Consider the following 26,504-nt stretch of genomic DNA (forward strand, 5'->3'; position numbering starts at 1 on the left):
GCAATCATCTTTGTCTGTGATTGTTCTGCGGGTGAACAATACTTGGTCTTATTTTCGCTAAAGGTACAGACATTCTTACTATAATCTGGGCAAATGCTTTAGCATTAAAAGGCAGGAATGGCCAGAGATAAGGTGTATTAAGTGACTTTGTGCGTGCCAGTAACAGAATATAGAGAGTGATCCCTATAACAAACCCATACAATCCAAATAAAGCGGCCGAAGCCAGTATTATTAAACGGGACATTTTGTTTGCAACAGAAAGTTCATAGCTTGGGGTAGAATAAGAGCCTATGGCACTGACAGCCACATAAAGGATGACTTCCGGTACGAACAAACCAACATCAATGGCAATCTGCCCAATAAGAACAGCCGCAATCAAACCCATCGCAGTCGAAAGAGGCGTTGGTGTATGAATAGAAGCAATCCTCAGCATCTCTATACCCAAATCAGCAATTAAAAGCTGTACGATAACTGGTATGGTGCTTTCTTCGTTGGGACCGATAAAATCCAGGGCTTCTGGTAAGAGATCCGGTTGAATAACGAACAGCATCCATAATGGCAATAGAAATACTGAAGCAAATAACCCGAAGAACCTCACCCATCTGACAAAAGATCCTACAGCCGGGGACTGTCTGTATTCTTCAGCGTGCTGCACGTGATGAAAATAGGTTGTAGGTGTAATAATCATACTTGGAGACGTATCCACCATTACAATGACATGACCTTCTAACAAATGAGCAGATGCGATATCAGGACGCTCGGTATACCTCACCAGCGGGAATGGATTGAATCCCTGTTTAACTAAAAATTCTTCAACAGCTTTATCTGCCATGGACAGGCCATCGATATTAATGCTTTCTAGCTCATCTTTAATCAGTTGAATGAGCCCCGGATCAGCTACATCTTGAATGTAGGAAATACAAATATCTGTTTTCGAGCGCTGGCCCACCTGAATAAGCTCGTTTCGCAGGCGATCATCTCTAATTCTGCGTCTCGTAAGAGCCGTGTTTTCAATAATATTTTCCGTATACCCGTCTCTTGAACCGCGCACGACTTTTTCTGTATCCGGTTCTTCAGGCGTTCTACCAGGATATGCACGAACATCCACAATAATCGCTTCTGCTTCACCTTCAACGAAAATAGCGATCAAACCTGAAAGCACCTGGGTTACACTTTTTTCAATGGTATCTTCCAGCTCTACCTGCTGGTGAGCAAGATCATTATAAATGTGCTTAAATGCCGATTTATCATCCCGGGTGCCTTCATTCAATTGAAACAATTGCCTTAATAAATTAACTATCACCGGCGATTCACATAAACCATTGACATAATAAAGGTCTACTTCATGCCCCAGAATATTCATGGTACGGCATCCAACGTCAAAAGACTTGCCTATGCCTAATTTTTCATACATAATGGAGCGGTTTTGATCTATTTTCATTACAATTGGTGTTTTCTTTTGTTCCGGCATTGAAGGCGCTCCTTTCTATTGTCTATCCTTTTGGTTTAAAAACGACAGCTACGATAAAACCAAATAGAATGGCCGAAGCGATCCCCGCAGAAGTTAATTCAAAAATTCCTATGGCAATCCCTATAAATCCATGTTCATCGGCCTGTTCCATAGCTCCATGTAAAAGAGAATGACCGAAGCTGGTAATCGGTACGGTAGCACCCGCCCCTGCAAATTCAATTAAATTGTCATAAAGATCAAAAGCATCGAGTACAGCCCCCGCAACGACAAATGATGACATGACATGAGCCGGAGTCAACTTTGCAAAATCCAATAAAAACTGACCAATCACACATATAGCCCCGCCAACCAGAAATGCCCATAAAAAACTCATTCGGATTCCTCCCCTTTGGCTAGAACGACTGCATGAGCAATCCCAGGTATGGATTCCTTCTGCTGAATCATAGTAGGACTCATAAGCGCGCCAGTAGCCACTACAAGAATTCGTTTGTATGTTCCGTCTTTAATCCCATTAATAAGTTTTCCATACGTAACTACAGCTGAACAAGCACAGCCGCTTCCACCACTGAAAACAGGCTGCTCACTATGATAAATAAGTAAGCCACAATCTTTATGCACCTCTGCAATGTGATATCCGTCGTCCTTTAACATATCTTTTAAAATAGGAGTGCCTACAGAGGAAAGATCACCTGTAACAATTAAATCGTAATCGGTTGGTACTCTTCCCATATCTTCTAAGTGAGTCTTTATCGTATCCCTCGCGGCAGGTGCCATTGCCGAACCCATGTCAAAGGCGTCAGTGATGCCGTAATCCACAACCTTGCCGATTGTAGCGGCCTCTACTTTAACTGGAGAGGGATTTGAGGATAACAAGGCTGCACCGCTTCCGGTAACTGTATAGGTTGCTGTATTCGGCTTTTGTCCACCATATTCAGTTGGATACCTGAATTGTCTTTCTGCCGTAGCATTATGGGAGCTGACCGCAGCAATCGCCTGCTTCGCATATCCGCTTTCAATTAATGCTGCGCCGGTAGCTAACGTTTCCATAGAGGTGGAACAGGCGCCAAACATTCCTATAAGCGGAATGCCAAGCTGGCGGGCCACATAGTTGCCTGTGACATTCTGATTCAGTAAGTCTCCAGCTAAAAATAAGTCAATATTACTTTTGTCTACACCAGCCTTTTGAAGACACTGATAAACAGCATCCAACATTAACCGCCGTTCAGCCAGTTCCCAGTTATCTTCATTACAATGCAGTTCGTTATATACTTTATCAAACGTATCTTTTAACGGCCCTTGACCTTCGAGTGGTCCGACAGCTGTGCCTGTTGATTGAATATAGACTGATTTATTAAAGCTCCACGTCTGTTTCCCTGTTTTAGTCACAATGTTCCCCCCTTAAAATAACGCCTGCCATGTAAACCGGATGACTCCAAGCACATAAGCAGCTACTACTCCGAATACGATCACAGAACCCGCTAGCTTAAATAAATTTGTCGCTACGCCCAGTACTAGTCCTTCACTCTTATGCTCAAGTGCGGCAGAAGTTATTGAATTTGCAAAACCGGTTACAGGTACGGCTGACCCAGCGCCTGCAAACTGTCCCAGGCGATCATAGACTCCAAACCCTGTAGCTAAGGCTGATAATAGAATTAAAGTAGCTACCGTAGGGTCACCGGCATTTTTTTCTTTAAACCCAAACCAGTGGATATACATTTCGGATATCAGCTCTCCTAATACGCAAATAAGCCCTCCCACTATAAAGGCCTTTAAAGCATTGATAAAATAAGCAGGTTTGGGCTGATACCCCTGACTTGTCTTTTTATATTCTTTAGAATTGAAATCAGACATTCCTCATTCTCCTTTATCTAACGAATAGTACCCATTGAAACAATGAACCGGCGATCTTTCCTAAAGAAAGCGCCATTAATAAGGTAAATAAATAACTTTCAATTCCAATCCTTTTAAATAATAGCGGAAATACGTTCAACACTTCAGTTAAAGCTGCCGCTAACATTCCTACAAAAATACCATGGAGCAGTCCCCAGAGCATTAACCCGATGACAGGAATATTTACGGCATAATCTCCAAACGACAAGTAAATTCCGCAAAATACTCCTAGTATTATGGCGATCTCATAATAGATGATTTTAGATTCCGAGTGGCTTAGCTGCATCAGTCTCGGGACAATTCCAAGAACGGTTATAAAAGCTACGAAACCCGTCCCTACCGCTATCCCTGAAGCCAGTCCTATGATTGCTTCAATGATCCTCATCCTGCTGCTCCACCTTATTTTCATGAATGGCTACGTAATGATCCAAGTCTTCCTGGTATTTAAATACTTCCACTTCCATTGGGTTCGGTTCTTCATTGAACTTCTTAGAAAACCAGTGATTAAAGAACAAGATCATTCCAATTCCCAATCCCAACGAGTACGGAATTTGGATCCATAATGGATGTTCCACTTCTTTTCCAGTGAGCATGTAATGAAGTTTCTGCTGCACAGATTCCATAGCGACGTCATAATGAAAATTCATAATGGCCATCGCCGCACCAATAAATAATAATAACCAAATAAAAGCAACCACATAAAATACAGGCTTCTTTTTTTCATGCTCGATATGCACAACACATTGATTCGGCCCTATGATCTCCACTTCTCTTTCTGGAAAGCGGTGCAAAATATACTCCACAATTGCATAACTGTCGATAACTATAATATTTTTGTCTTCTTTCTTTATTCGGTGGAGAACCATGTTTTCAATCGTATGTTTGTTTATGTTCGTCCCTGTAACTTTTGCTATATCGAACAGCCGGATTTCCTCCTTGACCGGGATGCGGATTGCTTGCTTCATTCTAATGTATATAGGGGCTGACATGACATCGCCTCCCTTTAGAGAACTCACAGTTAGTATGTGATACATTTACAGTTTCATACAAAAGAAAAAACTACGCATTATGGCGTAGTTTTCTTTAGGAGGAGTCACTCATCGACTCTTTCATCTGCTCTAATATTTTCTTTTCAAGCCTTGAGACCTGGACCTGGGAGATTCCAATTCTCTCCGCGACTTCTGATTGGGTTTGATCTTTAAAATATCTCAGGTAAATTATTAATCGTTCTCGTTTATCTAACGTGTTCATAACTTCATGAAGAGTTAAATGTTCAAACCAGCGTGAATCTTCTTCGGCGATTTGATCTACAAGTGTAATGGGATCTCCTTCACTTTCATACACGGTCTCATAAATGGATTGAGGAGACCTGCCGGCATCTTCTGCCTGTATAACTTCTTCAGTCGAAAGCTCCAGCGCATCCGCAAGTTCGTTGATTGTAGGAGAACGGCCGTGTTCTTTTAGAAGCTCTTCTTTTTTTACACGTATTTTGTGATACGTCTCTTTTAAACTGCGGCTCACTTTAACGCTGCCATCATCTCGAATAAAACGCTGAATTTCTCCAATAATCATCGGTACGGCATAGGTTGAAAACTTCACATCAAAGCTTAGATCAAATTTATCCACTGATTTTAACAATCCAATACAGCCGATTTGATATAAATCATCAGGATCGTAACCACGCCTTAAATACCTTTGAACGACTGACCATACGAGGCGGGTGTTTTTCTCTACCAGGAAATGACGTGCATCCTGATCACCTGACTGACTGCGCTTAATTAACTGACGAACTTCCTTGTCGGATAATCGCTCTTCTTTTTTTTCCGCTTTTATATTCATGATGGCAGCCCTAATTATAAATTGCCTTTGTCGAAGTCAACTGCTTAGATAACGTTATCCGGGTTCCTTCATTCTCCTTAGACTTGATCTCCACATGATCCATGAAATTCTCCATAATTGTAAAACCCATCCCGGAGCGTTCCCATTCTGGTTTAGAAGTATAGAGAGGTTCTCTGGCTGCTTCTACATCTTCTATCCCTTTTCCGGTGTCCTCGATCACAATTTCAATCTGTGCCTGGTCAATTGAACACTCAAGAATGACTTTTTCCTCAGCTTTTTCTTCATATCCATGAATAATCGCATTCGTTACTGCTTCAGACACCACCGTTTTAATATCAGTCAACTCATCTACTGTAGGATTGAGCGGACTGATAAATGAGGCTACAGCAATTCTGGCTAAAGATTCATTTTGACTGACACTGGAAAATTCGATCTTCATATAATTTTTCATGACGCTACCCCCAGCATTTGCAAAGCGAAGTCTTCATTGTCAGCAAGCTTCACAATCTTAAACATTCCTGAAAGATCAAACAAGCGCCTTACTTCCGGAGAAACAGAGCAAATAATCATTTCCCATCCAGCTGCTTCTATTTCTTTATAACGTCCAAGCATGACTCCAAGACCTGAACTATCCATGAAAGTAAGCTTCTCTAAATTAACAATAACGTTCCCTACATTGTTCTGAGCGAGCTGGGTCTGCCATTCCTCTCTTAAATTCGTTGCTTCATGATGGTCGAGTTCTCCTTCTAATCGAACAAGTAATACAGATTCTTTTACAGTAAAGTTAACGGAAAGACTCAAGTGTAGTTCCTCCTTATCAAATAGAGTCACTTAGTCTTTTCGTATAAATCAGGTTGATTTCCTGCTCGAAAACAAAACTAGTGGCAAATCGCTAAAACTTCTCAAATCCTGATAAATTTCTAAATGAACGCTCCCATAGATCGATCAGGTTAGCTTTATTCATTGTTTCCGCAGCTTCAAGACGCACTTTAGACACTTCTTCTTTTCCGTTACTAACGGTGAGCCACCCAAGATGATCACCCTTCTTAACCGGAAGTTCAGCTGCCTCGTTCATGGTCACTTCAGTAGTATAATTCACTTTGGGTTCATTTTTACGTTTTAACACCACTACATCCTTTTCTGGCTTTAACGGCAAAGTACTCGGTGTTCCTCTTGGGTTTGTCATTTTCTCAATAATTTCGTCTTGGGAATGGAGTAGTTGACCTTCATACTGACCAAAACCAAAATCCAGAAGGCTTGTTACTGCTTCATTCCTCTCTTTTGGTTTTTCAGCGCCCATAACGACAGCAATCATATGGAGGTCACCCTTTTTAGCGGTGGCTGTAAGACAGTATTTTGCTTTTTTTGTAAATCCTGTTTTTAAACCATCCATTCCAGGGTACGACTTGATCAGCTTATTAGTATTGACGAGCCAAAATTCATTTTTCTCGCCTTTTCTTAAGTAATCTTCGTAAATAGTCGTATAATCAGTAATATCTTCATGCAAGAGCAGTTCCCTAGCCATAACAGCCATGTCGCGGGCTGTACTGTAATGATTATCGGCAGGAAGACCTGTCGGGTTTTCGAAGTGAGTGTTTTTTAACCCTATTTCCTTTGCTTTCTTATTCATCATCTTAACGAATTCTTCTTCACTTCCTGATATTCTCTCTGCTAAAGCAACACTGGCATCGTTGCCTGAAGCCACAGCTACCCCTTTTAATAAATCCTGAACAGACATTTCTTCTCCAGCTTCGAGAAAGATTTGAGATCCTCCCATAGAAGCCGCATGCTCACTGATTCTGACAGTTTCGTCAAGTGAGAGAGTACCTTTCTGCAATTCTTCCATGATCAGCAGCATAGTCATCACTTTTGTCATACTTGCCGGCGGAAGCTTTTTGTCTGCTTCCTTGTCAAACAGGGTCATACCACTATTTTTCTCCATTAAAACAGCCGAGGGTGCAGTATGAGCAATGGAGTTGTTGTTATCTTCAGCTTTCACGTAGGTCGGGGACAACATAGAAGCTATAATACTAAGGGTTAATAGTAGGCTTGTATACCTATACATAAAAATACCTCCTGCATCTTAAGTGCTCCTATTTTCCCCTTAACCTTGCGTTCTATACTCTACATTTTTTTATACAAAAAAAGAAACCCGGCAACAGGGTTCCTTTATAATGACCAACTATTTAATTACTTTGTGGATTAAAGTAGGGCTGCTGACTTTTTCATCTGTAATGTGATAGGCTTCCTCTACCTTATTCACAGATTGCTGCGCATTTTCGGTGTCACTGTGCAAGGTCACCAGGGGTTCTCCTTTACTTACACGATCCCCGATTTTTTTATTTAAGGTTATGCCTACTCCGTGATTAATAACGTCGTCTTTAGTCGCACGGCCAGCCCCTAAGTACATCGCAGCCACTCCGATCGATTCCGCATCAATCTCTGCTACATAACCATCTTTAGAAGCTTGCACCTCTATATCAAATGCTGCTTTAGGTAACAAACTGAGATCGTCAATCATGGCTGTATCTCCATGCTGAGCTTCAATGAAAGTCCGAAAAGCTTCAAAAGCTTTTCCATTTTCCAGGTTTTGCTCAAGCTTTTTATATGCTTCCTCATAGTTCGTAAAGGCGTCTGCTAAAACAGTCATATGAGAAGCAATTTCAAGTGAAAGTTCACGTAAATCTTCAACTTTTTTTCCTTTTAGAATTTCAGCTGCTTCTCTAATTTCATTGGCGTTACCTACTTCATAGCCAAGCGGTTGATTCATATCACTAATAACAGCTACAGTATTCCGTCCTAAATTATTTCCGATATTCACCATCTCACGGGCCAGGGCTTCGGAATCTTTGAGGGTTTTCATGAAAGCCCCACTGCCTGTTTTCACATCTAACACTATACTATCTGCGCCTGATGCTAGTTTCTTACTCATTATCGATCCTGCAATTAATGGCAGAGAATTAACAGTCCCGGTAACATCCCGAAGAGCATATAACTTTTTGTCGGCAGGAGCTAAGTTTCCAGTCTGACCAGCAACTGCTAATTTATGGTTATTTACGTTTTCAATAAAATTATCTTTAGTCATTTCAATTTGCAGTCCTTTAACTGCCTCAAGCTTGTCTAATGTACCCCCTGTATGGCCAAGACCGCGCCCTGACATTTTAGCTACGGGCACCCCTGCAGAAGCTACTAATGGTCCAACGATAAAAGTTACTTTATCTCCCACACCCCCGGTGGAATGCTTGTCTACTATATGTCCGTGTATAGCCGACAAATCAATGGTCTCACCTGAGTCAACCATGGCTTGTGTAAGTGTAGCTGTTTCTTCTTGAGTCATTCCTTTAAAATAGATCGCCATAGTTAATGCTGAAGCTTGGTAATCCGGGATCTCGCCTTTCGTATATCCGTCTACAAAAAACTTTATTTCTTCTTTCGTTAGTTCCCCGCCATCTCTCTTTTTAACGATTATATCTACCATTCTCATATGGTAAGCCCCCTTTGTTTATGCAGGTAAAGTTTTTAACAGCTCTTTGACAAATCCTAGAAAATCCTCCCTGACTCTGGCTGTTGTTTCAATCACCTCGTCATGGGTAAGAGGCTGGTCCAAAATACCTGCAGCCATATTGGAAATACAGGAAATGCCAAGCACGCGCATCCCGGCATGATTAGCAGCAATAACCTCCGGAACTGTTGACATCCCCACAGCATCGCCGCCTAAAATGCGCAGCATCCGAATTTCCGCTCCTGTCTCATATGCCGGTCCAGTGTTCCCCACATAGACCCCTTTTCTTAACTGCAGGTTCAGACGTTCTGCACTTTGTTCTGCATGTTGAATAAGAGTACGATCATAAGCTTCAGACATATCAGGAAAGCGTGGACCCCAATCATCATCATTTGCTCCCATTAAAGGATTATTTCCCATATTATTAATATGGTCTGTGATCACCATAAGATTACCAGGGTCAAAATCTTTGTTGATCCCTCCTGCAGCATTCGTAACAAATAAAGTCTCCACCCCTATTTCCTTCATCACCCGTACCGGGAAAGTTACCTGCTTCATATCATATCCTTCATAGTAATGAAAACGACCCTGCATGGCTAAAACTTGTCTCCCTTGTAACTGCCCAACTACCAGCTGTCCTTTGTGGCCGGAAACCGTAGACTCAGGAAAATGCGGGATTTCGTTATAAGGAATAGTAACAGGGTTTTCAATCTCATCAGCCAATACCCCAAGCCCTGAACCTAATATTAAACCTACTGTTGGCTCTATATTTATTTTCCCTTGAATAAATGAAGCTGCTTCTTTACTTTGTTTTGTCATCACAATCTCCCCTTACTTAATATCTTTTAGAAAACTGATCCCATGTTCAGGCATTTTCGCTGAAAAGTTTTCTGAAATCGTAGCTCCTACATCCGCAAAAGTTTTGCGCTGCTCTAACTCTTTTCCTTTCTCAATACTGTTATGGTAAACAATAAGTGGAACTAACTCTCTTGTATGATCTGTTCCGTGATGAATCGGGTCGTTCCCGTGATCTGCAGTTATGATCAGCAAATCGTCGACTTTTAACTTCTGCAGCACTTCAGGTAACCGCTTATCAAAAGCTTCAAGTGCTTCCCCATAACCTTGCGGATCCCTTCTGTGTCCAAATTTAGCGTCAAAATCCACAAGGTTCAGGAAATTTAAACCTTTAAATGACTTATCCATAGAGGCAACAAGCTGATCCATACCATCCATGTTATCAGATGTCCTGATTGCCTCTGTAACCCCTTCCCCATCATAAATATCAGATATTTTTCCTAGAGCGATCACATCCAAATTCTCGTCTTTTAAATGATTCATAACGGTTTCACCGAACGGCTTTAATGCATAATCATGGCGGTTTGAAGTGCGTTCAAAGGCTCCGGGTTTCCCCGTAAAAGGCCGGGCAATTACTCGTCCTACCATATATTTTTCATCAAGTGTTAACTCCCTTGCATACTCGCAGATTTCATACAGCTCCTCAACCGGAACAACATCCTCATGAGCCGCAATCTGCAGCACAGAGTCAGCAGAAGTATATACGATTAAGTCACCAGTTTGAACATGATGCTCTCCTAACTCTACAAGGATTTCAGTACCTGATGCCGGCTTGTTCCCAACAACTCCCCGTCCTGTTTTCTCTTTTATTTGATCAAGAATTTCATCCGGAAATCCATCGGGAAATGTCCGAAATGGCTGTTGGATATTCAAACCCATTATTTCCCAGTGGCCCGTCATTGTATCTTTTCCATTTGAGGCTTCCATCATCGTCGTATAATGAGCCCCCGGGTCGTCAGATGGTTCGATCCCCTTAATCGGGCGGATATTTCCAAGACCCAGTTTTGCCATATTTGGCATTTGAATCCCTTGCATATGTTCGGCTATGTGTCCAAGGGTATTGGCTCCCTTATCATTAAATTTCTCAGCATCGGGTGCTTCTCCAATTCCAACTGAGTCCATAACGATTAAAAACACTCGATTAAATGTTTGCATAACGATACCTCCTAATGTTTACTTTCCCTAAGCTTGGAAATTATAGTCTAAAATTATTAGATGTAGGATGTCAGACAACTAAAGAGTGAAAAAAAAGAGATCTACGCCCTTGGATGATACGAGCGATAGACATCTTTAAGCCTTGTTTTGGTTACATGGGTATAAATTTGGGTAGTTGAAATATCAGCATGACCCAGCATCTCTTGAACCGCCCTTAAATCGGCTCCGTTCTCTAGTAAATGTGTTGCGAATGAGTGCCTTAACGTATGAGGGGTTATTTCTTTCGTTACTCCTGCCTGCTTGGCAACCGCTTTCAATATCTTCCAAAACCCTTGTCGTGACAACCGTGATCCATGTTGATTTACAAATAGCTCTTCTGTCTGTTTATGTTTAACAAGCTGCCCTCTCGGTCCATTTAAGTAACTTTCCAAAGCTTCTTTCGCCAGGTCACCAAGAGGAATAATCCTTTCTTTTGAGCCTTTTCCCATACAGCGGACGAATCCCATCGTCAAATGGAGATCACTAACCTTAAGGGTTATCAGTTCTGTCACACGAAGACCGGTGGCGTATAAAATTTCCAGCATAGCTTTGTTACGGTAAGTTAATGGATCCACCGCCGGTAAGTTCAGCAGCTTATCTACATCATCAGAGGATAATATTTTTGGTAATCTTCGTTCTTTTTTAGGTGTTTCAATATGTAGACTCGGATCCTGATTCGTAATTTTTTCACGAACTAAAAATTGATGAAAAAGCCGAATTGAAGATAAAAACCGGGCAATCGTAGCCGACGAGCGTCCTTTATCATTTAGCTCATGTAAATACTTCATTATTTGAGTGCGTGACACTTGATCCCAATCCTCAATATTTATATCCTGCAAAAATGTGTGATACTGGTTTAAATCTCGTTTATATGAATGAATGGTATTCTGGGATAAGCCCCTTTCTACTGTTAAATAATGAAAAAAATCTTCTAGGGCAAATTTCATTCTGTCTACTCTCCTAATTGAAAGAAAATCGATAAGCGATTGGACCATTCAGACCCCACCGGATTCATCACCTTAACCGCTGCCCCCTCAGGAGGGTCATAACGATGGCTCCTTTCATGTTGATCATGAATAATGCGCAGAGCTGCGTAAAACAAGCTTGTACATATAGTAAATATAATGAGAACCTTTATAATTTCATGAAATTGCTTATTCTTAGACATAGGCTCCTCCATAAAGTTTATTTATACAGGATATGTCCAAAAAACTAGCGATTATACATACAAATTACATTCTAAAATTAACGTACACGATTTTAATGAATTTGTAAATAGAAACCTGTAAACTAACAAAACCGCTATGAATACTAGATTCATAACGGTTCACCTGTTTTCAATGGTTAATTGGATTCATTTGTTACAGCGGCCTTCTGGCAAACTTTACAAACCCCGTGAAAAGTCAAACGGTGGTCTTTCACTTCAAATCCCCACTGTTTTTCAACTAATTTCTCAACATCGCCTAATAAATCTTCTTCAATTTCTTCTACAGAGCCGCATTCAGTACACACAAGGTGGTGATGAAAGTGTTCGGCACCTTCCTTGCGCAAATCATAACGTGATACTCCATCTCCAAAGTTAATCTTGTCAACGACTTTAAGCTCTGATAATAATTCTAATGTGCGATAAACTGTTGCGAGTCCAATTTCGGGTGCTTTCTCTTTTACGAGGAGGTAAACATCTTCGGCACTCAAGTGGTCTGCCTCATTTTCCAAAAGAACTCTTACCGTAGCTTCACGCTGTGGAGTCAATTTATAACTTTGGGAATGTAACTGTTTTTTTATCCGTTCCAAGCGATGTTCCATCTCGTCGTCCCTCCCTCGTAATTCCAATTTAATTATAATCAGAGAAGGAAAGAGTGTCAAATTAAAATTATTATAAACTATTAATGATAATCATTATTATTAAATTTTCATTATTTATAAACCCATTTTACTGCCAACTCTAATAATGGATGAGCAATAAACACTTCAATTAAAGAAGCCGAGATAAGAATGAGCAGCAGGAATCCGAATAACAGACTATATTTTGCAAAGGCCTGTAATATCGGCTGATGGACTCTTTTAATAAACAGCTGCTTGCATAATGTTAAGGAAAATAACAGGGCCAGGGCCCCGGCAAACAGGTAAACAGGAATGATTACCAGGTTTTGCGGTGCTATAGAAGCTGAAGACAACAGCAGTCCGTACCAGCCCATTTGATTAACTAAAAAGCCAACAGAGAAGCCTACTACCAGGCCTTTTATAAATAATAAGACGGTAATAATCGGCATTCCAACGATTGAAATGCCAAGAAGGAAAAGGAGCAGCATATATTTAAGATGATAAAGTATACTATCTTTCAACAACCCAGTTCGATCAGGACCGCTTCGATCAACCATCTGTTCAAAGAATTGTTTTAAATAAAAAAACAAATCCTCTTTCTGAACAAAATTCATACTGTTCACAATAATTGCACCAAATACCATCCCCATAATAAACAACACAAATATAAAAGCGAAGATGCTTATATGGTTGTTGAAATCGCTTTTTACCATTCTTACGCCACGCTGCATCTACCTTCATCCTTTCTCATACGATCTATAACCAATCTATGAGAGCGAAGTAAAAAGTAGACCAAATAAGAGAGATTATTTTAAACCTCTTAATTTCAGGTAGAGTAAAGCATAAGAAGTCTTGGCATCATGAATACGCTGCTCTTTCTCTAATTGTTCAGCCTCTTCTAAAGTAAGCTCTATTAATTCCACAAACTCATCTTCATCGCCAGCAATGTTTGTTTCCAGCCTTGAAAGCTGATTCGTATAGTACACGTTGACTAGTTCATCAGCGAAACCCGGAGAAGTATAAAACGAGTTAATTAGCTCGAGGTGGCTTGACGTATACCCTGTTTCTTCTTCCAGTTCTCTTCGCGCCGTGACCTTCGGATCTTCTCCTTCTTCTAATTTTCCCGCAGGAATCTCAATGATACTCTTCTCTAATGCTTTCCGGTATTGTTCCACAAATATAATTCTGCCATCATCCTTTTGAGCAATTACAGCAACAGCTCCAGGGTGCTTAATAATCTCCCGTTTAGATGTATTTCCATCGGGTAAAGTAACTGTGTCCACATTCAAGTGAACGATTTTACCTTTATAAATTTCTTGTGAATCTGTTGTCACTTCTTCAAATTTACGCATGAGCAAACATCCTCTCTTTTTATCTAACGATAGTTTATCATAGAGAGTGTTATTAATAGAATAAAGGATACTTATTGTAAAGGAGATTTATTATGAATAAGAGACAATTAGGCAGCAGTGATATTTATTTATCTGAATTAAGTCTTGGCTGCATGTCTTTAGGCAGAGACCCAAAGATCGCGAAGTCCATTATCGATCGAGCCTTAAATGCAGGAGTTAACTATTTGGATACAGCTGATCTCTATGATTTTGGGGAAAACGAACGGATTGTGGGAGAAGCTATCAAAGGACGACGCGAAGACTTAATCATCGGTACAAAAGCTGGAAACAAATTTACACCGGGAGAACAAGGATGGACATGGGACCCTTCGAAGTCACATATCAAAAGTGCTGTAAAAGACAGCCTCCAGCGCCTCGGAATTGACTACATCGATCTTTACCAGCTTCATGGCGGAACGATAGACGATCCTATTGATGAGACTATTGAAGCATTTGAAGAATTGAAACAGGATGGTTTAATAAGAGAGTATGGAATCTCCTCCATCCGGCCAAACGTAATTAAAGAGTTTGTGAAAAAATCAAATATCGTCAGCGTGATGATGCAATATAACGCACTGGACCGCAGACCTGAAGAAGAAATTCTAGAGCTGTTAAATAAAAATTCGATTAGTGTTTTAGCCAGAGGTCCTATGGCCAAAGGAATGCTTTCCTCCCAGGCACAGCAGAAAATAAATCAAAAAGGACAGGAAGGTTTTCTTGATTATAGTTTTGAAGAATTAAAAGCTGTAATTGATAAATGGATGGATTATGAAAGCGGAGAACGGACGCTTGAAGCGTTGGCTCTGCAGTATATTCTTCACCAGGAACCTGTTGCCACTGCAGTATTTGGCGCCAGTTCTGTTAAACAAGTGGAAGAGAATCTCAGCTATCTGGAAGCTTCACCTTTGACTGAACAAATTTTTGGTGAAATTCAAGCGATGACAAAACAGCTGACCTATAAAAAACACCGTTAAAAAACGCCCGTTTAGATGGGCGTTAAGCAGGCTGGGACAAAACTGAATAAATCATAAAATAATCCGAATGATTCTGTAGGGATCAGTTCGGATTATTTATGTTAAAGAGAATTCCCACCATCGCTCCGTCAAAATACTTCGCTTTTAAGTGGGCACGGCCTTAAGCTTCCCCGGAAAGCAAAGAGCGCTTTCCTGCGGGATCTTCGGCTCGCGCTATTCCCACAGGAGTCGCCGTATTTTGACTACGCTAATGAGCTGCGTTTATACGAAGTTCGTTTTTTGACATCACTGCTTTACTTATGTCCCAGTTCCTTTTTAAAGCTTTTTCAGTGTAAAAAAGCAAAAATAAATAACTTATTCACGAGAAATAAAAAAGCTTGCATGGCCAGCAAGGGATTACTCTACAAGCTGACTGACCACTTATATGGCGTTTAATCCTTAAATTTCTTCCAGTCCAGTGCGCTTTCATTTAACAATTCCTCAAAGCTTTTATTGGCTTCACGCTCTTTTTTCTTCTTTAAGCGTGATTGCCGCTCTTTTTCTTCTTTTTCCTGCTCCTGCTGTTTTAACTCTGTTTTCTTTTTCTGAAGCTGCTTTAAAACATCTCCATTTAAATGTTCAGTTAAGTTATTATCTTTATTACGGCTACTCATAACGGCACCTCATTTTTTAAAGTTCCTGTAGGTATAACAGGGTTTAAAATTCCTTCAGGGCTGGATAACCGAAACGTCCCTCTGACTAAATCCAGTTTCATTTCTTTTCTAAAGAAAACGGCTTGCTGTTGATCAATAATAACAGGTAAATCATCATTTTCCACCTGCTTATCAGATCTGCTGTTCATATGATTGACTAAACGTATAGTAGGCTGTCCATTAACGCCGCAGCCGAGCCCTTCCGTGTCATAATACAGCCGAAGCGTGTGGTATTCTTGATCGATCAATGGCTCCAGTTCTTGCCAGGCAGAGTTTGTTATTGTTAACCTCACATAATCACCTCTCTTACAAATATGATATAAAATCATAACCGCCGTATCAAAAACTCAGCCTATTTTTTATGGAACTGGGATTTTAATAATGATTCAAACAATGATGGGAAAACCTGATAACATTTACTTCCTATTTCCATCCAAACAGGCAGATTGATTTCGCGTTTCGGTTTAAATAGAGATTCAATAATTATACGAGCCGCCTGGTTAGGGTGAAGCATAATTCGTTCCACTGACTTTTGATATTGACCTGAAGGGTCTGCTTGTTGGAAAAAGTTTGTGCTTACGGGTCCCAGATTGACAGTCGTCACATAAACTCCTTTCTGCTCAGCCTCCATTCGAAGAGCATTAGAAAATCCTATGACAGCATGTTTTACTGCAGAATATACGGCAGATTTAGGTGTTGCTATCTTTCCAGCCTGAGACCCAATGTTAATAATATGACCGCTTTTCTGCTGAATTAAATATGGGAGAGTGGAAAGCACCGAACGAAATACAGCCTTTACATTTACATTTACCATTTGTTCGATATCCTCCCAGTCCGAATCCTCGAAATTGTTAAACTTCCCAAGGCCAGCATTGTTAATTACGGAATGAAGACAGCCGTGATTTTCGTGTATGGTCTCTAGTGTTGTTTTCCATACACTATCATCAGATAGATCAGCCTGGTAGCAGTAAACCGGTACATTATATTTAGCTTCAAGTAGTTTTTTAATGAGCATAAGTTTGTTAATGGAGCGTGATACAATTATGGGTATGCCTCCCTGCCTTGCTGCATGAATGGCCAAGTACATTCCAATTCCATTAGAGGCACCCGTTATTAATATCTTTTTATTATTTACACGATAGTTCACTTAATCACCTGTTTACATAATAATATTTCTGTTCACCCAAATAAGTATACGTTATCAATTGATTCGCTTCTAAGTAATCCAATTGGCCAACCGTTTCGGACATCGTCAACCCAAACTGAGAGTGAATATGTCTAGGAAACAATTTTTCACACACTTGATAGGCGGTTATGGATTCTTCCTTTTCGATCATAGTGAGAACCCTAGCCGCTCTGGCTTCCTGACTTTTCAACCGTTGAGTAATTAACGGTTTCACATGTTCAAAAATTTCACCGTGTCCCGGGTAGACTTTTTCTATCTCATAGTCTAACAGCTTTTTCATTGAAGCTCGATATTGAAGCAGCGGCTTTGGACGCTCCTTTTGTATGGAAACAGGGGGTTCTAGCAATGGATTTGAAGAGATATGAGCTAATAGATGGTCTCCTCCGATAAATACTTTATCACTGCTTCGATAAAATGAAATATGACTTTGAGCGTGTCCCGGCGTCTCAATTACCTCCCACTCCGGGTGTCCTGCAATAGATTTCCCTTCAGTAAGTTCTTGATCTAGAATCCCTGAAGACGTCCATTTCAGTGGTTTTCTCAAAGTATTAAGTAAATAAAAGAATTCTTCCGGAACTCCTGCCTCCACATACATCGAGCGAAAAAATCTTTCATACCTGTTAAAGAATTCTTCATCCTGTTCGTACCACGGTTTAAGTAGTGGGTGTCCAGCAACTGCCTTAACGTTGGGAAACTCTTCAACAAGCCCCATATGATCAGGATGATGATGAGTTAACACTACTTGATCTATGTCATTCGGTTTAATATTTAACCGTCTGAGCTGCGTTATTAGTTCATCCCTGGCTTCCTCCGTTTTCACACCTGCATCGATTAGAGTGAGCGTGTTTCCTTCCAGAAGATAACAATGTACATCTCCTACTGCATAAGGAGTGGGAAGTGTTATCTGATGTATCGTATCCTTCATTGTTTTCACGTAATTACCCCCAAAAGTGAATGGTCATTCATTTGTTTATATTGTAGCATGTTTTAGATCAACATCCTATTGTTTCCATATTAATATCAAAAAACCGCCCGATCAGGCGGTTTTACGAGCGAAACATCTGATGAATCGTTTGCGTCAAAATGAGAGGCAGTTTTTCAAAACTGTAAATTAATTCAAGACGCTCTGTCCATTGGTGGGGATCCTTTCCTAAAGGTCCAATATTAATAATAGGCATCGTTACAGATTCCATTAAATTTGATGGCAAATTAAACCCTCTGCCTTGAATAGGCATTTGGGCAACTAACTGTTGAATGGAAGACTTTGTGGAAACAGGTCCGATAAAACTTAAGTCCGACAAACCTGTAAAGTATTCCTGCGTCTGTAGTTCCATACTAAACTCCTGTCTGGCATAATCCGCTGCATATTGCGAAATCCCCTTAATAAATGGATCATTATGGGAGGAAACAGACGGATAGAAAGGCGGACTATAAAACAACACGATCAAAGGAGATATATCTTTACATAGAGCAGCCAAGTCCTGAACTAATGCAGTTGAAAAATCTCTATCCCCCTGATCACGTTGTTTCATTAATAGGTTCTGTCTTCTTTTCACTTCTTCTTTACCAAAACGAGCTACAGCTTCCTGGTAGAGCTGTTCATATGTTAATACAGTAACATCAGGTTTAAAAGAAGATTTCTGATCTTCTTTTAAAAAGAATGACGCTTTTTTATAGTAATGGTCTATGATATTTTTCTTCGCTCTTTCAGCAGCCAGTATTAATTTTTCATTAATTTCATCTATTGATTGCTTCATGTACAAAACATTATACATAGTTACCGCGGCCTGAGGACTCTGTACCGAATACTCTTCTTTTAAATCTCTTTGCATTAAACTGATAGGAGGCGGCGTTTTCTCTCCATCTACTTCTTCAATGAAAGCCTCATTTAATTCCAATTCTTTTGCTAAATAACTGATCATTAAGTTAGCATTTAAACCACCAAAGGGTTCTCCTGCATGAGTTTCTTTTCCATAGCAGAGGAATCCGGGAAGTGCTTTTCCAATTGAACCGGTATAAAGATAATATGCGGGATCTCCAGGGTACTTGCTGAACATGGGCTCACCATTAAGTGCAGCTTTGTAAGTAAGTCCAAACTTGTCTTTTAATTTGTCTAATACAGGCAGTGCCGCTAACATACCTTCTGAGTTAACTTCCTCGTCGGGTACCGCAATCAGCAGGAGGTTACCTTTAAACTCTCCTGACATTGCTTTTTCTAAAATTGAAAGCTGTACTGTTAAACCTGCTTTCATGTCCATCGTACCGCGCCCAAAAATCCATTGCCCTGTTTTTAAATCACGAGCTGCATCCTTTGGAAGAGAGCTTATGTTTTTTTTCAGCTCCTGTGTTAACTCTTTTGGATAGAAAGCTAAGTTTTCCCATGATCCGTAATCCTGTACCGACACAACGTCAGCATGGGAAATTAATACCACTGTTTCACTTATCTCATCCTGTTTTACTAAAGCAGATACAAATTGACGGCCGTCTTCTAATGGATGCAGCATTAAATGTTCAGGATTTTTTTGATAATATTTCTGATCGCTTAAAATATAATATAAATACTCAAATATTGCGATCTCCGCATTAGACCCTGTTATACTAGGATATTCCACTAATGAACATAATAAGTCAGTTAATTGCTCCTTTGTCTGCCACTTATCCATCACTCGCCACTTCCTTTCATTGACTTATTTTATGTAATCACCCACAATCAAAACGAAACAGCCCTAAAATTGAGGTGAAAACTGTGAAAAAAACTTTAATTTACGCTCATAGAGGGGCCAGCAAACTGGCGCCTGAAAATACAATGGCAGCTTATCAGCTGGCAAGTGAATCTGGAGCTGACGGTATAGAAATTGATGTTCAGCTCACAAAAGACCGAGTACCCGTTTTGATTCACGATGAAAACGTACGCCGCACCACGAATGGTACAGGTTTTGTACAGGAGTATACCCTAAATCATATAAAAAAACTGGATGCTGGAAGCTGGTTTTCCACAAAATATTCTGACTGTTCAATTGTAACATTGGAGGAATTTCTGTGCTGGTTTCAACCAAAAGATATGGTGTTAAACGTGGAACTTAAAACAAATGTCATTGAATACAGGGATATCGAGCAGCTTGTTTATGACGCATTGGTCCGCCACCACCTCCTTTCTAGAACCGTAATTTCTAGCTTTAATCTAAACAGCGTAAAAAAAATACACGATATTGATGCTGGAGTGCAGACTGCTTTTCTTACATCAACAAAGCGGCAGAATTTAGCTAAATTCGCCAGAGAAAACGGAGCGTCCTCTCTACACATTAAACACCGCTTACTCGATAAAAAGCTTCTTCATCAATGTCATAGAAACAATATGCCAGTACGAGTGTATACGATTAATCGACCCTCCTACATGCAGAAGTGCTATAAGCTCGGCTGTGACGGAATATTTACTGATGTACCACACGAAGCTGTAGAGTACCGAACTCGCTTCCAGGAAGAAAACCAGTAAAAAATAATTTTGAGAGAGTTTTATCCAAACAATCAGCCGGGATATGAATAAGAGAATTATCTAATGTGGAACTTCTTATTTAAAGGTGAATAAAAAGGATTATTATCCATAAATCCTGCTTATTACCCTGATACATACGATCAGAAGCAAAGGGGAAATGAAGTGTATCTACGTGTTTACGGTGGTATGATAATTAGAAAGGGGGATACATAAATGGAACTATTTTTTTTAGGTACAGGATCAGGCGTACCTTCTAAAGAACGCAATGTCTCATCTCTTGTTCTTCGTCTGCTTGAAAAAAGCGGAAGAACATGGGTATTTGACTGCGGAGAAGCGACACAACACCAAATATTAAGTACAAACATACGTCCAAGAAAAATCGAAAAAATATTTATTACACACTTACATGGCGATCACATTTATGGATTACCCGGGTTATTGAGCAGCCGTTCTTTTCAAGGCGGTGAAGCTCCAGTAACGGTTTATGGTCCCACCGGCTTAAAAGATTATATTGAAGTGAGCTTGAAAGTGAGCGGAACCCGCTTAAAATACCCTCTTTACATTGAAGAGGTGGAAGAGGGTTTTCTTTTTGAAGATGAGGCTTATGAAGTTAAAGCTATTAAACTGCAGCACGGCCTTGAAAGTTATGGGTACCTAATTAAAGAGAAAGACAAACTGGGAGAACTCCTGCCTTCCCGGCTTACTGAACTAGGAATTCAACCAGGACCCATCTATCAAAAAATCAAAGAACAGGAAACCACCACTCTTGATAATGGACAAGTAATCAATAGAGAAGACGTAATCGGTCCTCCAAAAAAAGGGAAACAAATTGCTATCCTTGGTGACACTCGTTATCTACCTAACCTGAAAGAAAAGTTAAAGAATGTGGATCTGCTTGTGCATGAAGCTACATTTGCCGGAGAAGAAGAAGCCATGGCCCATGACTACTTTCATTCAACCGTTAAACAGGCAGCCCGGCTGGCTCTGCAGGCTGATGTTAAGGAATTAATACTAACTCATATTTCTTCTCGCTATCACGGAGAGGCAGTAAAGCAATTAGAGCAGGAAGCAAAGACAATCTTTAAAAACACTACGATAGCTTTCGATTTCTATCAGCACACTGTTAAATAAATAAGGAGGTCTCTTCTATGCATCCCCTGGTAAAGTTACAAAAAGACTGGTTTAAGGAAGGTCATACAAGAAGTTATGAATTCAGGAAAGAGCAGCTTAAGAAAATTAAAAAGATGCTAGTAACTTTTGAAAAGCCAATACTGCAAGCTCTTAAATTTGATCTCGGTAAATCGGAGCACGAAGCCTACACTTCAGAGATTGCATTTTTAAAAAAAGAAATTGATGATCATATGAAGCATTTAAAGGAATGGATGGAGCCAGTCCGCGTTAAAACACCTATAACACACACCGGCTCTAAAAATTTTATTATTAAAGAACCATACGGAACTGCCCTTATTATTGCACCATGGAACTATCCCATCCAGCTTGCGCTCGCCCCTGTCATTGGAGCGGTTGCCAGCGGGAACACAGTTATTATAAAACCTTCTGAGCTCACTCCGACCGTATCGTGGGTGATCAAACGGATGATTGAACAATACTTCCCTCCTCACTATATAGCCGTTCTTGAAGGCGATAAAGAAGTCACCGAGGAGTTGATGGATCAACCCATTGATTATGTATTTTTCACAGGAAGTGTACCTGTGGGTAAAAAGATAATGGAACAGGCCAGTAGAAGACTTATCCCTGTAACATTAGAACTTGGCGGAAAGAGTCCTGCAATTGTCCATAAAGATGCAAATATTGATCTGGCTGCCAAACGTATAGCCTGGGGTAAATTCCTTAATGCAGGCCAAACATGTATTGCTCCTGATTACCTGTATATTCACCACGAAGTAAAAGAGGATTTCATAAGAGCGCTTAAAAAGTACATTATTGAATTCTATGGTGAAGAGTCTCTGCTCAATCAAGACTTCGTAAAAATAGTCAACCGTTCACACTTTGACCGGGTATCATCTTATCTTGATGAAGGTCATATTCTGATCGGCGGCCGGGTGGATTCTAGAAACCTTCGCATAGAACCAACCGTAATGGATCAAGTAACCTGGACAGATCAAGTGATGCAGGAAGAAATCTTCGGTCCAGTACTTCCTCTGCTGACATATGCCGAGTTAGATGAAGTCATTAATCAAATTAATGAAAAACCTAAACCTCTTGCCCTGTATTATTTTGGTGAAAACGAAGAACAGCAGGAAAGAGTCACTCACTCTATTTCATTTGGCGGCGGCTGTATAAATGACACCCTTTTTCATATTTTGAATTCACACCTTCCGTTTGGCGGAGTTGGGGAAAGCGGAATTGGCAGTTACCATGGAAAGGCAAGTTTTGATACATTTTCACATGAGAAAAGCATGCTGAAGCAAACGACTAAATTCGATCAAAATATTCGGTATCCCGGTTCAAAGCTGGGTCTAAAAGCTGTTAAAGCTTTAATGGGATAATACTAATGAAGCTGGGACATAAGTAAATAACTGACGTAAAAAACGAAATATAAGTATTGAATCGTCTAAGATTATTAGTCAAAATGCTTAAGACTCCTGTGGGATCAACACGACTCAAAGATCCCGCAGGAATATACGCTCTTTGCTCTCAAAGGAAGCTTAAGGCCGAGCCCAGTTTGACGAATCGGCTGAATGCTATCCTGGCGTATAAACAATCCGAGCTGATTTCAATAGAATCAATCAGATTATTTTATGCTTTAATCAGGTTTGTCCCACTCCACCCCTTCCTATTACCAATAAAATATATGCTAAATCAGCTTTGCTTTTACCTTATCCCCCCCGGTGTGTGCAGCACCGCTTATCTGGTTGAAACGTCACAAATTTGTACAATTTTCCCCTTCAGCTTTTATAATAGATATGTGAGTGTCCCAGTCGTTAATTTTAGTTTATATAGGAGGTCCCTTACCCTTATGGAAAGAAAAGAAATCGAACAGTACATAATTGAGAAATACCGTCAGGATGAGGATCAGATGATTCTCGTTTTTGCCCAATGGTGTATTAATCACAGTCTTGATCCTGTAATTCTGTATACAGAGGCTTATCCTTATCAAAGTAAAAATGAAAAGCTGTATGAAGCCATAGAAAAAACCGTTTCGAGAAGTGAATCAGAGTATATCCCTGATGAATCTATAATTGAAATTTTATCCATATTTGATAATAACGAGCTTGCTTTTATAGTAAATGAATATATTGCCCAAAGGCATACAAACGGCAATAACTAAAGCGTTTTCAATTATCATGTATTAATCCAATTCATTTGACTATCCAAAAAATTCTGATAACATAATTAAAATATGAGTCACGGTAGGTAAACCGTGGTAATCACAAAGATTATACAGGATGGTGAAAACGTGACATTACAAACAAAAAATAACGATCATACGACACCGCTTCGCCGGGACGTAAACTTACTAGGAAATATGCTAGGTGAAATTCTTGTCCATCACGGTGGAGAAGAACTGCTTAACAAAGTGGAATCAATACGAAAACTCACGAAAGATTTAAGGAAAAATCAAGAGACGGAGACTTATAACAATTTAAAACAAGAAATCTCCAGATTGGAGCCTCCTATTCGCTCTCAAGTAATCCGGGCATTCTCTATTTACTTTCATCTCGTTAATATTGCGGAACAGAACCACCGAATCCGCAGGCGCAGGGAGTACCAATTACGAGAAGATCATGGGGTTCAGCCTTATTCCTTGGAGAGCGCTGTAACCAACCTGAAAGAGAATAATGTCGACAAAGAGGTCATTCAAAATGTTTTAAACGACTTATCATTAGAGTTGATAATAACAGCGCACCCTACAGAAGCAACGAAACGAACAGTACTTGAAATTCAAAAAAGAATTGCCAACATATTAATTAAACTGGATCATCCTCAGCTGACAGAACAAGAAAGAGCCAATATTGAAGAAAGCCTCTTTAACGAAGTCACCGTTCTTTGGCAGACAGATGAGCTTAGACACCGTAAACCAACTGTTATGGATGAAGTGAGAAACGGATTATATTACTTTGATCAAACACTTTTTGATGTGCTGCCAGACATTCATCAAGAACTTGAAAACCGTTTAGAAGAAGTATATCCAGCAGAAAAATGGTCTGTACCTAATTTTCTTCACTTTGGCTCCTGGATTGGAGGAGACCGGGATGGAAATCCAAATGTGACTCCTGAAATTACATGGTCTACATTAGAAAGTCAGCGTAAGCTGGTTTTGAAAAAGTATGATGCTGTCTTAGTTGAATTAATGAAAAGATTCAGCCATTCTACTACCCGGGTAAATATTAGCGAAACTTTCCTGGAATCGGTGCAGTCAGAAGAAACGTCAATTCCAAAAGATAAACGCTGGCGCGTGGAAACTGAATTATACCGCCGTAAGTTTGCAATCATTCTTGAGCGCCTGCGACAAGTAGGCAAGTCTGATGTAGGTTACAAAACGGCTGATGAACTATTAAGTGACTTAGAGGAAGTACAAGAGAGCGTACACTATCATCACCCTACAAAGCGTGAGCTTAAAATGCTGAAGAAGCTCATCAGACAGGTAAAGCTGTTTGGCTTTCATTTAGCTACTTTAGATATTCGAAACCATAGCGGAGAACATGAAACCGCAATAACCGAACTGTTACAAAAAGTGGGCATCACAGAAAATTATTCCGCGTTAAGTGAAAGTGAAAAAGTAGATCTGCTCGAACGAGTACTAAAAGACCCACGCCCCATTTCACTATTAAATGAAGATTACTCTGAAGAGACACAAGAAATGCTTCATGTTTTCCAGTTGATTAGAGAAGCTCATAAAGAATTTGGGGAGCGGTCCATCCAAGTCTATTTAATCAGTATGACTGAATCGGCAAGTGACTTACTTGAGGTTCTTCTATTAGCTAAAGAAGCAGGTATTTATAGACTTCACGCCGACGGTAAAGTAGAAAGCAGCCTGGACGTTGCCCCATTACTCGAAACTGTAGACGATTTAAAAGCAGGTCCTGAAATATTAAAAACCCTATTCTCCATGGATGTCTATAATAAACATTTAAATGCACGAGGCAATGACCAGGAAATCATGCTCGGCTACTCAGATGGAAGTAAAGACGGAGGGACTTTAACGGCGAATTGGAGACTATACAAGGCGCAGCAGGAAATCCATGAAATGGCGAAAGAATATAATATCAGTCTAAAGTTCTTCCATGGACGGGGCGGATCTCTTGGCCGTGGAGGCGGACCATTGAATCGCAGCATAGCTTCTCAACCCGTTGAAACGCTGGGCGACGGAGTTAAAATTACTGAACAGGGAGAAGTGCTATCCTCTCGTTATTTGTTAACTGATATTGCCTACCGCAGTCTCGAGCAGGGAGTCTCTACTCTGCTTGAAGGTGCCGCTCACGTTTCAAGAGAAACTGAGCAGGCTACAAGCTGGGAAGCCCATTGGGAACAAGTAATGGAGGATGTTGCCAACACTTCTTTAGAAAAGTATCAATCTCTTGTTTTTGCAGACAAAGATTTCTTAACATATTTTAATGAAGTTACTCCTCTCCAGGAAATTAGTGAGTTAAATATCGGCTCACGTCCAATGAAGCGGAAAGACAGCACTAAATTTGAGAATCTGCGCGCGATCCCCTGGGTGTTTGCCTGGACTCAAAACCGTCAGCTCCTGCCAGCATGGTATGCAGCTGGAACCGGGCTTGCAGAGTACGCGGACCAAAGTGAAGAAAACCTCTATAATTTACAGCAAATGTATATAAACTGGCCTTTCTTCCGTTCAACGATTGATAATTTACAAATGGCGCTTACAAAAGCAGATATGCACACAGCAAAAGAATATTCCGCACTGGTAAATAGTCAGGAAATGGGTGAACGCATCTTCCAAAATATTATTGATGAATATAATACGACTAAAGAGATTCTTCTTAAGATCACAGGTGACAATGAACTGCTTGATCATCAACCTACGATACAAGAATCTGTTCGTTTGCGTAACCCTTACGTGGATCCCTTAAATTTCTTGCAGGTTGATTTGATTAAAGAACTTCGCGAGCTTGATGAAACTGATGAAGAGTTATTAACGGAAGTTTTGCTTACGATCAGCGGCATTGCAGCAGGCCTCCGAAATACTGGTTAACTTTTCACCCGG

Annotated in this window: 29 protein-coding genes; 6 read left to right on the plus strand and 23 right to left on the minus strand. The window is 40.2% G+C overall.

What is annotated here, in order from left to right:
* Positions 1–4: 4 nt before the first annotated feature.
* From C1A12_RS12165 to C1A12_RS12250, 18 genes are all read right to left on the minus strand, one after another.
* Positions 5–1,471 carry a spore germination protein gene (locus C1A12_RS12165; protein ID WP_101844139.1) on the minus strand — a complete coding sequence of 489 codons (1,467 nt, stop codon included), beginning with the start codon at positions 1,469–1,471 and terminating at the stop codon, positions 5–7.
* Between the two features lie 22 nt (positions 1,472–1,493).
* Positions 1,494–1,844 carry a stage V sporulation protein AE gene (spoVAE, locus tag C1A12_RS12170; RefSeq protein ID WP_101844140.1) on the minus strand — a complete coding sequence of 117 codons (351 nt, stop codon included), beginning with the start codon at positions 1,842–1,844 and terminating at the stop codon, positions 1,494–1,496.
* Positions 1,841–2,857 carry a stage V sporulation protein AD gene (gene spoVAD / locus C1A12_RS12175; RefSeq protein ID WP_101844141.1) on the minus strand — a complete coding sequence of 339 codons (1,017 nt, stop codon included), beginning with the start codon at positions 2,855–2,857 and terminating at the stop codon, positions 1,841–1,843. Before spoVAD ends, spoVAE begins: the two co-directional genes overlap by 4 nt.
* Positions 2,858–2,869: 12 nt before the next feature.
* Positions 2,870–3,322: a stage V sporulation protein AC gene (spoVAC, locus tag C1A12_RS12180; RefSeq protein WP_101844142.1), complete on the minus strand. Its 453-nt coding sequence runs from the start codon at positions 3,320–3,322 to the stop codon at positions 2,870–2,872.
* A 13-nt stretch (positions 3,323–3,335) separates the two neighbouring features.
* Positions 3,336–3,746: a stage V sporulation protein AB gene (locus C1A12_RS12185; RefSeq protein WP_101844143.1), complete on the minus strand. Its 411-nt coding sequence runs from the start codon at positions 3,744–3,746 to the stop codon at positions 3,336–3,338.
* Positions 3,733–4,350 carry a stage V sporulation protein AA gene (locus tag C1A12_RS12190; protein ID WP_101844144.1) on the minus strand — a complete coding sequence of 206 codons (618 nt, stop codon included), beginning with the start codon at positions 4,348–4,350 and terminating at the stop codon, positions 3,733–3,735. Before C1A12_RS12190 ends, C1A12_RS12185 begins: the two co-directional genes overlap by 14 nt.
* Positions 4,351–4,444: 94 nt before the next feature.
* Positions 4,445–5,200 (minus strand): RNA polymerase sporulation sigma factor SigF, encoded by a 756-nt coding sequence (gene sigF / locus C1A12_RS12195; protein ID WP_101844145.1) that lies wholly within the window; start codon positions 5,198–5,200, stop codon positions 4,445–4,447.
* 10 nt (positions 5,201–5,210) lie between these two features.
* Complete coding sequence (gene spoIIAB / locus C1A12_RS12200; RefSeq protein ID WP_101844146.1) at positions 5,211–5,651, minus strand: anti-sigma F factor; 441 nt, start codon at positions 5,649–5,651, stop codon at positions 5,211–5,213.
* Complete coding sequence (gene spoIIAA / locus C1A12_RS12205; protein ID WP_101844147.1) at positions 5,648–6,001, minus strand: anti-sigma F factor antagonist; 354 nt, start codon at positions 5,999–6,001, stop codon at positions 5,648–5,650. Before spoIIAA ends, spoIIAB begins: the two co-directional genes overlap by 4 nt.
* A gap of 91 nt (positions 6,002–6,092) precedes the next feature.
* A complete protein-coding gene (locus C1A12_RS12210) occupies positions 6,093–7,265 on the minus strand; it encodes a D-alanyl-D-alanine carboxypeptidase family protein (protein ID WP_101844148.1) in 1,173 nt (390 codons plus the stop codon).
* Between the two features lie 117 nt (positions 7,266–7,382).
* Positions 7,383–8,684 (minus strand): pyrimidine-nucleoside phosphorylase, encoded by a 1,302-nt coding sequence (locus tag C1A12_RS12215; RefSeq protein ID WP_101844149.1) that lies wholly within the window; start codon positions 8,682–8,684, stop codon positions 7,383–7,385.
* An 18-nt stretch (positions 8,685–8,702) separates the two neighbouring features.
* On the minus strand, positions 8,703–9,521 hold the full coding sequence (locus C1A12_RS12220; protein WP_101844150.1) for a purine-nucleoside phosphorylase: 819 nt from the start codon (positions 9,519–9,521) through the stop codon (positions 8,703–8,705).
* A 12-nt stretch (positions 9,522–9,533) separates the two neighbouring features.
* Positions 9,534–10,712, minus strand: coding sequence for a phosphopentomutase (gene deoB, locus C1A12_RS12225; protein WP_101844151.1), 1,179 nt, complete (start codon positions 10,710–10,712; stop codon positions 9,534–9,536).
* A gap of 101 nt (positions 10,713–10,813) precedes the next feature.
* Entirely contained in the window at positions 10,814–11,698 is an 885-nt protein-coding gene (xerD, locus tag C1A12_RS12230; RefSeq protein ID WP_101844152.1) for a site-specific tyrosine recombinase XerD, read from the minus strand.
* A gap of 5 nt (positions 11,699–11,703) precedes the next feature.
* Positions 11,704–11,919 carry a YqzK family protein gene (locus C1A12_RS12235; protein WP_101844153.1) on the minus strand — a complete coding sequence of 72 codons (216 nt, stop codon included), beginning with the start codon at positions 11,917–11,919 and terminating at the stop codon, positions 11,704–11,706.
* A 176-nt stretch (positions 11,920–12,095) separates the two neighbouring features.
* On the minus strand, positions 12,096–12,557 hold the full coding sequence (locus C1A12_RS12240) for a Fur family transcriptional regulator (protein ID WP_101844154.1): 462 nt from the start codon (positions 12,555–12,557) through the stop codon (positions 12,096–12,098).
* 110 nt (positions 12,558–12,667) lie between these two features.
* Positions 12,668–13,306, minus strand: coding sequence for a stage II sporulation protein M (gene spoIIM / locus C1A12_RS12245; protein WP_101844155.1), 639 nt, complete (start codon positions 13,304–13,306; stop codon positions 12,668–12,670).
* Between the two features lie 75 nt (positions 13,307–13,381).
* Complete coding sequence (locus C1A12_RS12250; protein WP_101844156.1) at positions 13,382–13,927, minus strand: NUDIX domain-containing protein; 546 nt, start codon at positions 13,925–13,927, stop codon at positions 13,382–13,384.
* 92 nt (positions 13,928–14,019) lie between these two features.
* On the opposite strand from C1A12_RS12250, the gene C1A12_RS12255 reads away from it, so the two are divergent.
* Complete coding sequence (locus tag C1A12_RS12255; protein WP_101844157.1) at positions 14,020–14,940, plus strand: aldo/keto reductase; 921 nt, start codon at positions 14,020–14,022, stop codon at positions 14,938–14,940.
* Positions 14,941–15,371: 431 nt separating this feature from the next.
* On the opposite strand, the gene C1A12_RS12260 is transcribed toward C1A12_RS12255, so the two are convergent.
* From C1A12_RS12260 to C1A12_RS12280, 5 genes are all read right to left on the minus strand, one after another.
* Positions 15,372–15,593 (minus strand): YqkE family protein, encoded by a 222-nt coding sequence (locus C1A12_RS12260; protein WP_101844158.1) that lies wholly within the window; start codon positions 15,591–15,593, stop codon positions 15,372–15,374.
* Positions 15,590–15,925, minus strand: coding sequence for an iron-sulfur cluster biosynthesis family protein (locus C1A12_RS12265; protein WP_101844159.1), 336 nt, complete (start codon positions 15,923–15,925; stop codon positions 15,590–15,592). The genes C1A12_RS12260 and C1A12_RS12265 overlap by 4 nt, the downstream gene beginning before the upstream one ends.
* Positions 15,926–15,984: 59 nt before the next feature.
* The gene (locus tag C1A12_RS12270; protein WP_101844160.1) at positions 15,985–16,779 is read right to left on the minus strand and encodes an SDR family oxidoreductase; all 795 of its coding nucleotides are present in this window, start codon (positions 16,777–16,779) and stop codon (positions 15,985–15,987) included.
* Between the two features lie 4 nt (positions 16,780–16,783).
* On the minus strand, positions 16,784–17,743 hold the full coding sequence (locus C1A12_RS12275) for an MBL fold metallo-hydrolase (RefSeq protein ID WP_306417013.1): 960 nt from the start codon (positions 17,741–17,743) through the stop codon (positions 16,784–16,786).
* A gap of 121 nt (positions 17,744–17,864) precedes the next feature.
* On the minus strand, positions 17,865–19,481 hold the full coding sequence (locus tag C1A12_RS12280; RefSeq protein WP_101844162.1) for a M20/M25/M40 family metallo-hydrolase: 1,617 nt from the start codon (positions 19,479–19,481) through the stop codon (positions 17,865–17,867).
* 83 nt (positions 19,482–19,564) lie between these two features.
* On the opposite strand from C1A12_RS12280, the gene C1A12_RS12285 reads away from it, so the two are divergent.
* The 5 genes from C1A12_RS12285 to ppc all read left to right on the plus strand — a co-directional run bounded on the left by C1A12_RS12285 (position 19,565) and on the right by ppc (position 26,492).
* Entirely contained in the window at positions 19,565–20,311 is a 747-nt protein-coding gene (locus tag C1A12_RS12285) for a glycerophosphodiester phosphodiesterase (RefSeq protein WP_101844163.1), read from the plus strand.
* A 213-nt stretch (positions 20,312–20,524) separates the two neighbouring features.
* On the plus strand, positions 20,525–21,442 hold the full coding sequence (gene rnz / locus C1A12_RS12290; RefSeq protein ID WP_101844164.1) for a ribonuclease Z: 918 nt from the start codon (positions 20,525–20,527) through the stop codon (positions 21,440–21,442).
* 17 nt (positions 21,443–21,459) lie between these two features.
* A complete protein-coding gene (locus tag C1A12_RS12295) occupies positions 21,460–22,821 on the plus strand; it encodes an aldehyde dehydrogenase (protein WP_101844165.1) in 1,362 nt (453 codons plus the stop codon).
* Between the two features lie 470 nt (positions 22,822–23,291).
* Positions 23,292–23,603, plus strand: coding sequence for a hypothetical protein (locus C1A12_RS12300; protein ID WP_101844166.1), 312 nt, complete (start codon positions 23,292–23,294; stop codon positions 23,601–23,603).
* A 129-nt stretch (positions 23,604–23,732) separates the two neighbouring features.
* A complete protein-coding gene (ppc, locus tag C1A12_RS12305; RefSeq protein ID WP_101844167.1) occupies positions 23,733–26,492 on the plus strand; it encodes a phosphoenolpyruvate carboxylase in 2,760 nt (919 codons plus the stop codon).
* Positions 26,493–26,504 lie beyond the last annotated feature (12 nt).

The sequence above is a fragment of the Halobacillus sp. Marseille-P3879 genome, from assembly GCF_900240285.1.
Lineage (GTDB): Bacteria > Bacillota > Bacilli > Bacillales > Halobacillaceae > Halobacillus_A.

What these genes read in the sequence shown, in the direction of transcription:
- C1A12_RS12165 (WP_101844139.1), bottom strand. Translation starts at nt 1,471, where the DNA reads ATGCCGGAACAAAAGAAAACACCAATTGTAATGAAAATAGATCAAAAC.
- spoVAE (WP_101844140.1), bottom strand. Translation starts at nt 1,844, where the DNA reads ATGAGTTTTTTATGGGCATTTCTGGTTGGCGGGGCTATATGTGTGATT.
- spoVAC (WP_101844142.1), bottom strand. Translation starts at nt 3,322, where the DNA reads ATGTCTGATTTCAATTCTAAAGAATATAAAAAGACAAGTCAGGGGTAT.
- C1A12_RS12185 (WP_101844143.1), bottom strand. Translation starts at nt 3,746, where the DNA reads ATGAGGATCATTGAAGCAATCATAGGACTGGCTTCAGGGATAGCGGTA.
- C1A12_RS12190 (WP_101844144.1), bottom strand. Translation starts at nt 4,350, where the DNA reads ATGTCAGCCCCTATATACATTAGAATGAAGCAAGCAATCCGCATCCCG.
- sigF (WP_101844145.1), bottom strand. Translation starts at nt 5,200, where the DNA reads ATGAATATAAAAGCGGAAAAAAAAGAAGAGCGATTATCCGACAAGGAA.
- spoIIAB (WP_101844146.1), bottom strand. Translation starts at nt 5,651, where the DNA reads ATGAAAAATTATATGAAGATCGAATTTTCCAGTGTCAGTCAAAATGAA.
- C1A12_RS12210 (WP_101844148.1), bottom strand. Translation starts at nt 7,265, where the DNA reads ATGTATAGGTATACAAGCCTACTATTAACCCTTAGTATTATAGCTTCT.
- C1A12_RS12215 (WP_101844149.1), bottom strand. Translation starts at nt 8,684, where the DNA reads ATGAGAATGGTAGATATAATCGTTAAAAAGAGAGATGGCGGGGAACTA.
- C1A12_RS12220 (WP_101844150.1), bottom strand. Translation starts at nt 9,521, where the DNA reads ATGACAAAACAAAGTAAAGAAGCAGCTTCATTTATTCAAGGGAAAATA.
- deoB (WP_101844151.1), bottom strand. Translation starts at nt 10,712, where the DNA reads ATGCAAACATTTAATCGAGTGTTTTTAATCGTTATGGACTCAGTTGGA.
- xerD (WP_101844152.1), bottom strand. Translation starts at nt 11,698, where the DNA reads ATGAAATTTGCCCTAGAAGATTTTTTTCATTATTTAACAGTAGAAAGG.
- C1A12_RS12235 (WP_101844153.1), bottom strand. Translation starts at nt 11,919, where the DNA reads ATGTCTAAGAATAAGCAATTTCATGAAATTATAAAGGTTCTCATTATA.
- C1A12_RS12240 (WP_101844154.1), bottom strand. Translation starts at nt 12,557, where the DNA reads ATGGAACATCGCTTGGAACGGATAAAAAAACAGTTACATTCCCAAAGT.
- spoIIM (WP_101844155.1), bottom strand. Translation starts at nt 13,306, where the DNA reads ATGCAGCGTGGCGTAAGAATGGTAAAAAGCGATTTCAACAACCATATA.
- C1A12_RS12250 (WP_101844156.1), bottom strand. Translation starts at nt 13,927, where the DNA reads ATGCGTAAATTTGAAGAAGTGACAACAGATTCACAAGAAATTTATAAA.
- C1A12_RS12255 (WP_101844157.1), top strand. Translation starts at nt 14,020, where the DNA reads ATGAATAAGAGACAATTAGGCAGCAGTGATATTTATTTATCTGAATTA.
- C1A12_RS12260 (WP_101844158.1), bottom strand. Translation starts at nt 15,593, where the DNA reads ATGAGTAGCCGTAATAAAGATAATAACTTAACTGAACATTTAAATGGA.
- C1A12_RS12275 (WP_306417013.1), bottom strand. Translation starts at nt 17,743, where the DNA reads ATGAAGGATACGATACATCAGATAACACTTCCCACTCCTTATGCAGTA.
- C1A12_RS12280 (WP_101844162.1), bottom strand. Translation starts at nt 19,481, where the DNA reads ATGGATAAGTGGCAGACAAAGGAGCAATTAACTGACTTATTATGTTCA.
- rnz (WP_101844164.1), top strand. Translation starts at nt 20,525, where the DNA reads ATGGAACTATTTTTTTTAGGTACAGGATCAGGCGTACCTTCTAAAGAA.
- C1A12_RS12295 (WP_101844165.1), top strand. Translation starts at nt 21,460, where the DNA reads ATGCATCCCCTGGTAAAGTTACAAAAAGACTGGTTTAAGGAAGGTCAT.
- C1A12_RS12300 (WP_101844166.1), top strand. Translation starts at nt 23,292, where the DNA reads ATGGAAAGAAAAGAAATCGAACAGTACATAATTGAGAAATACCGTCAG.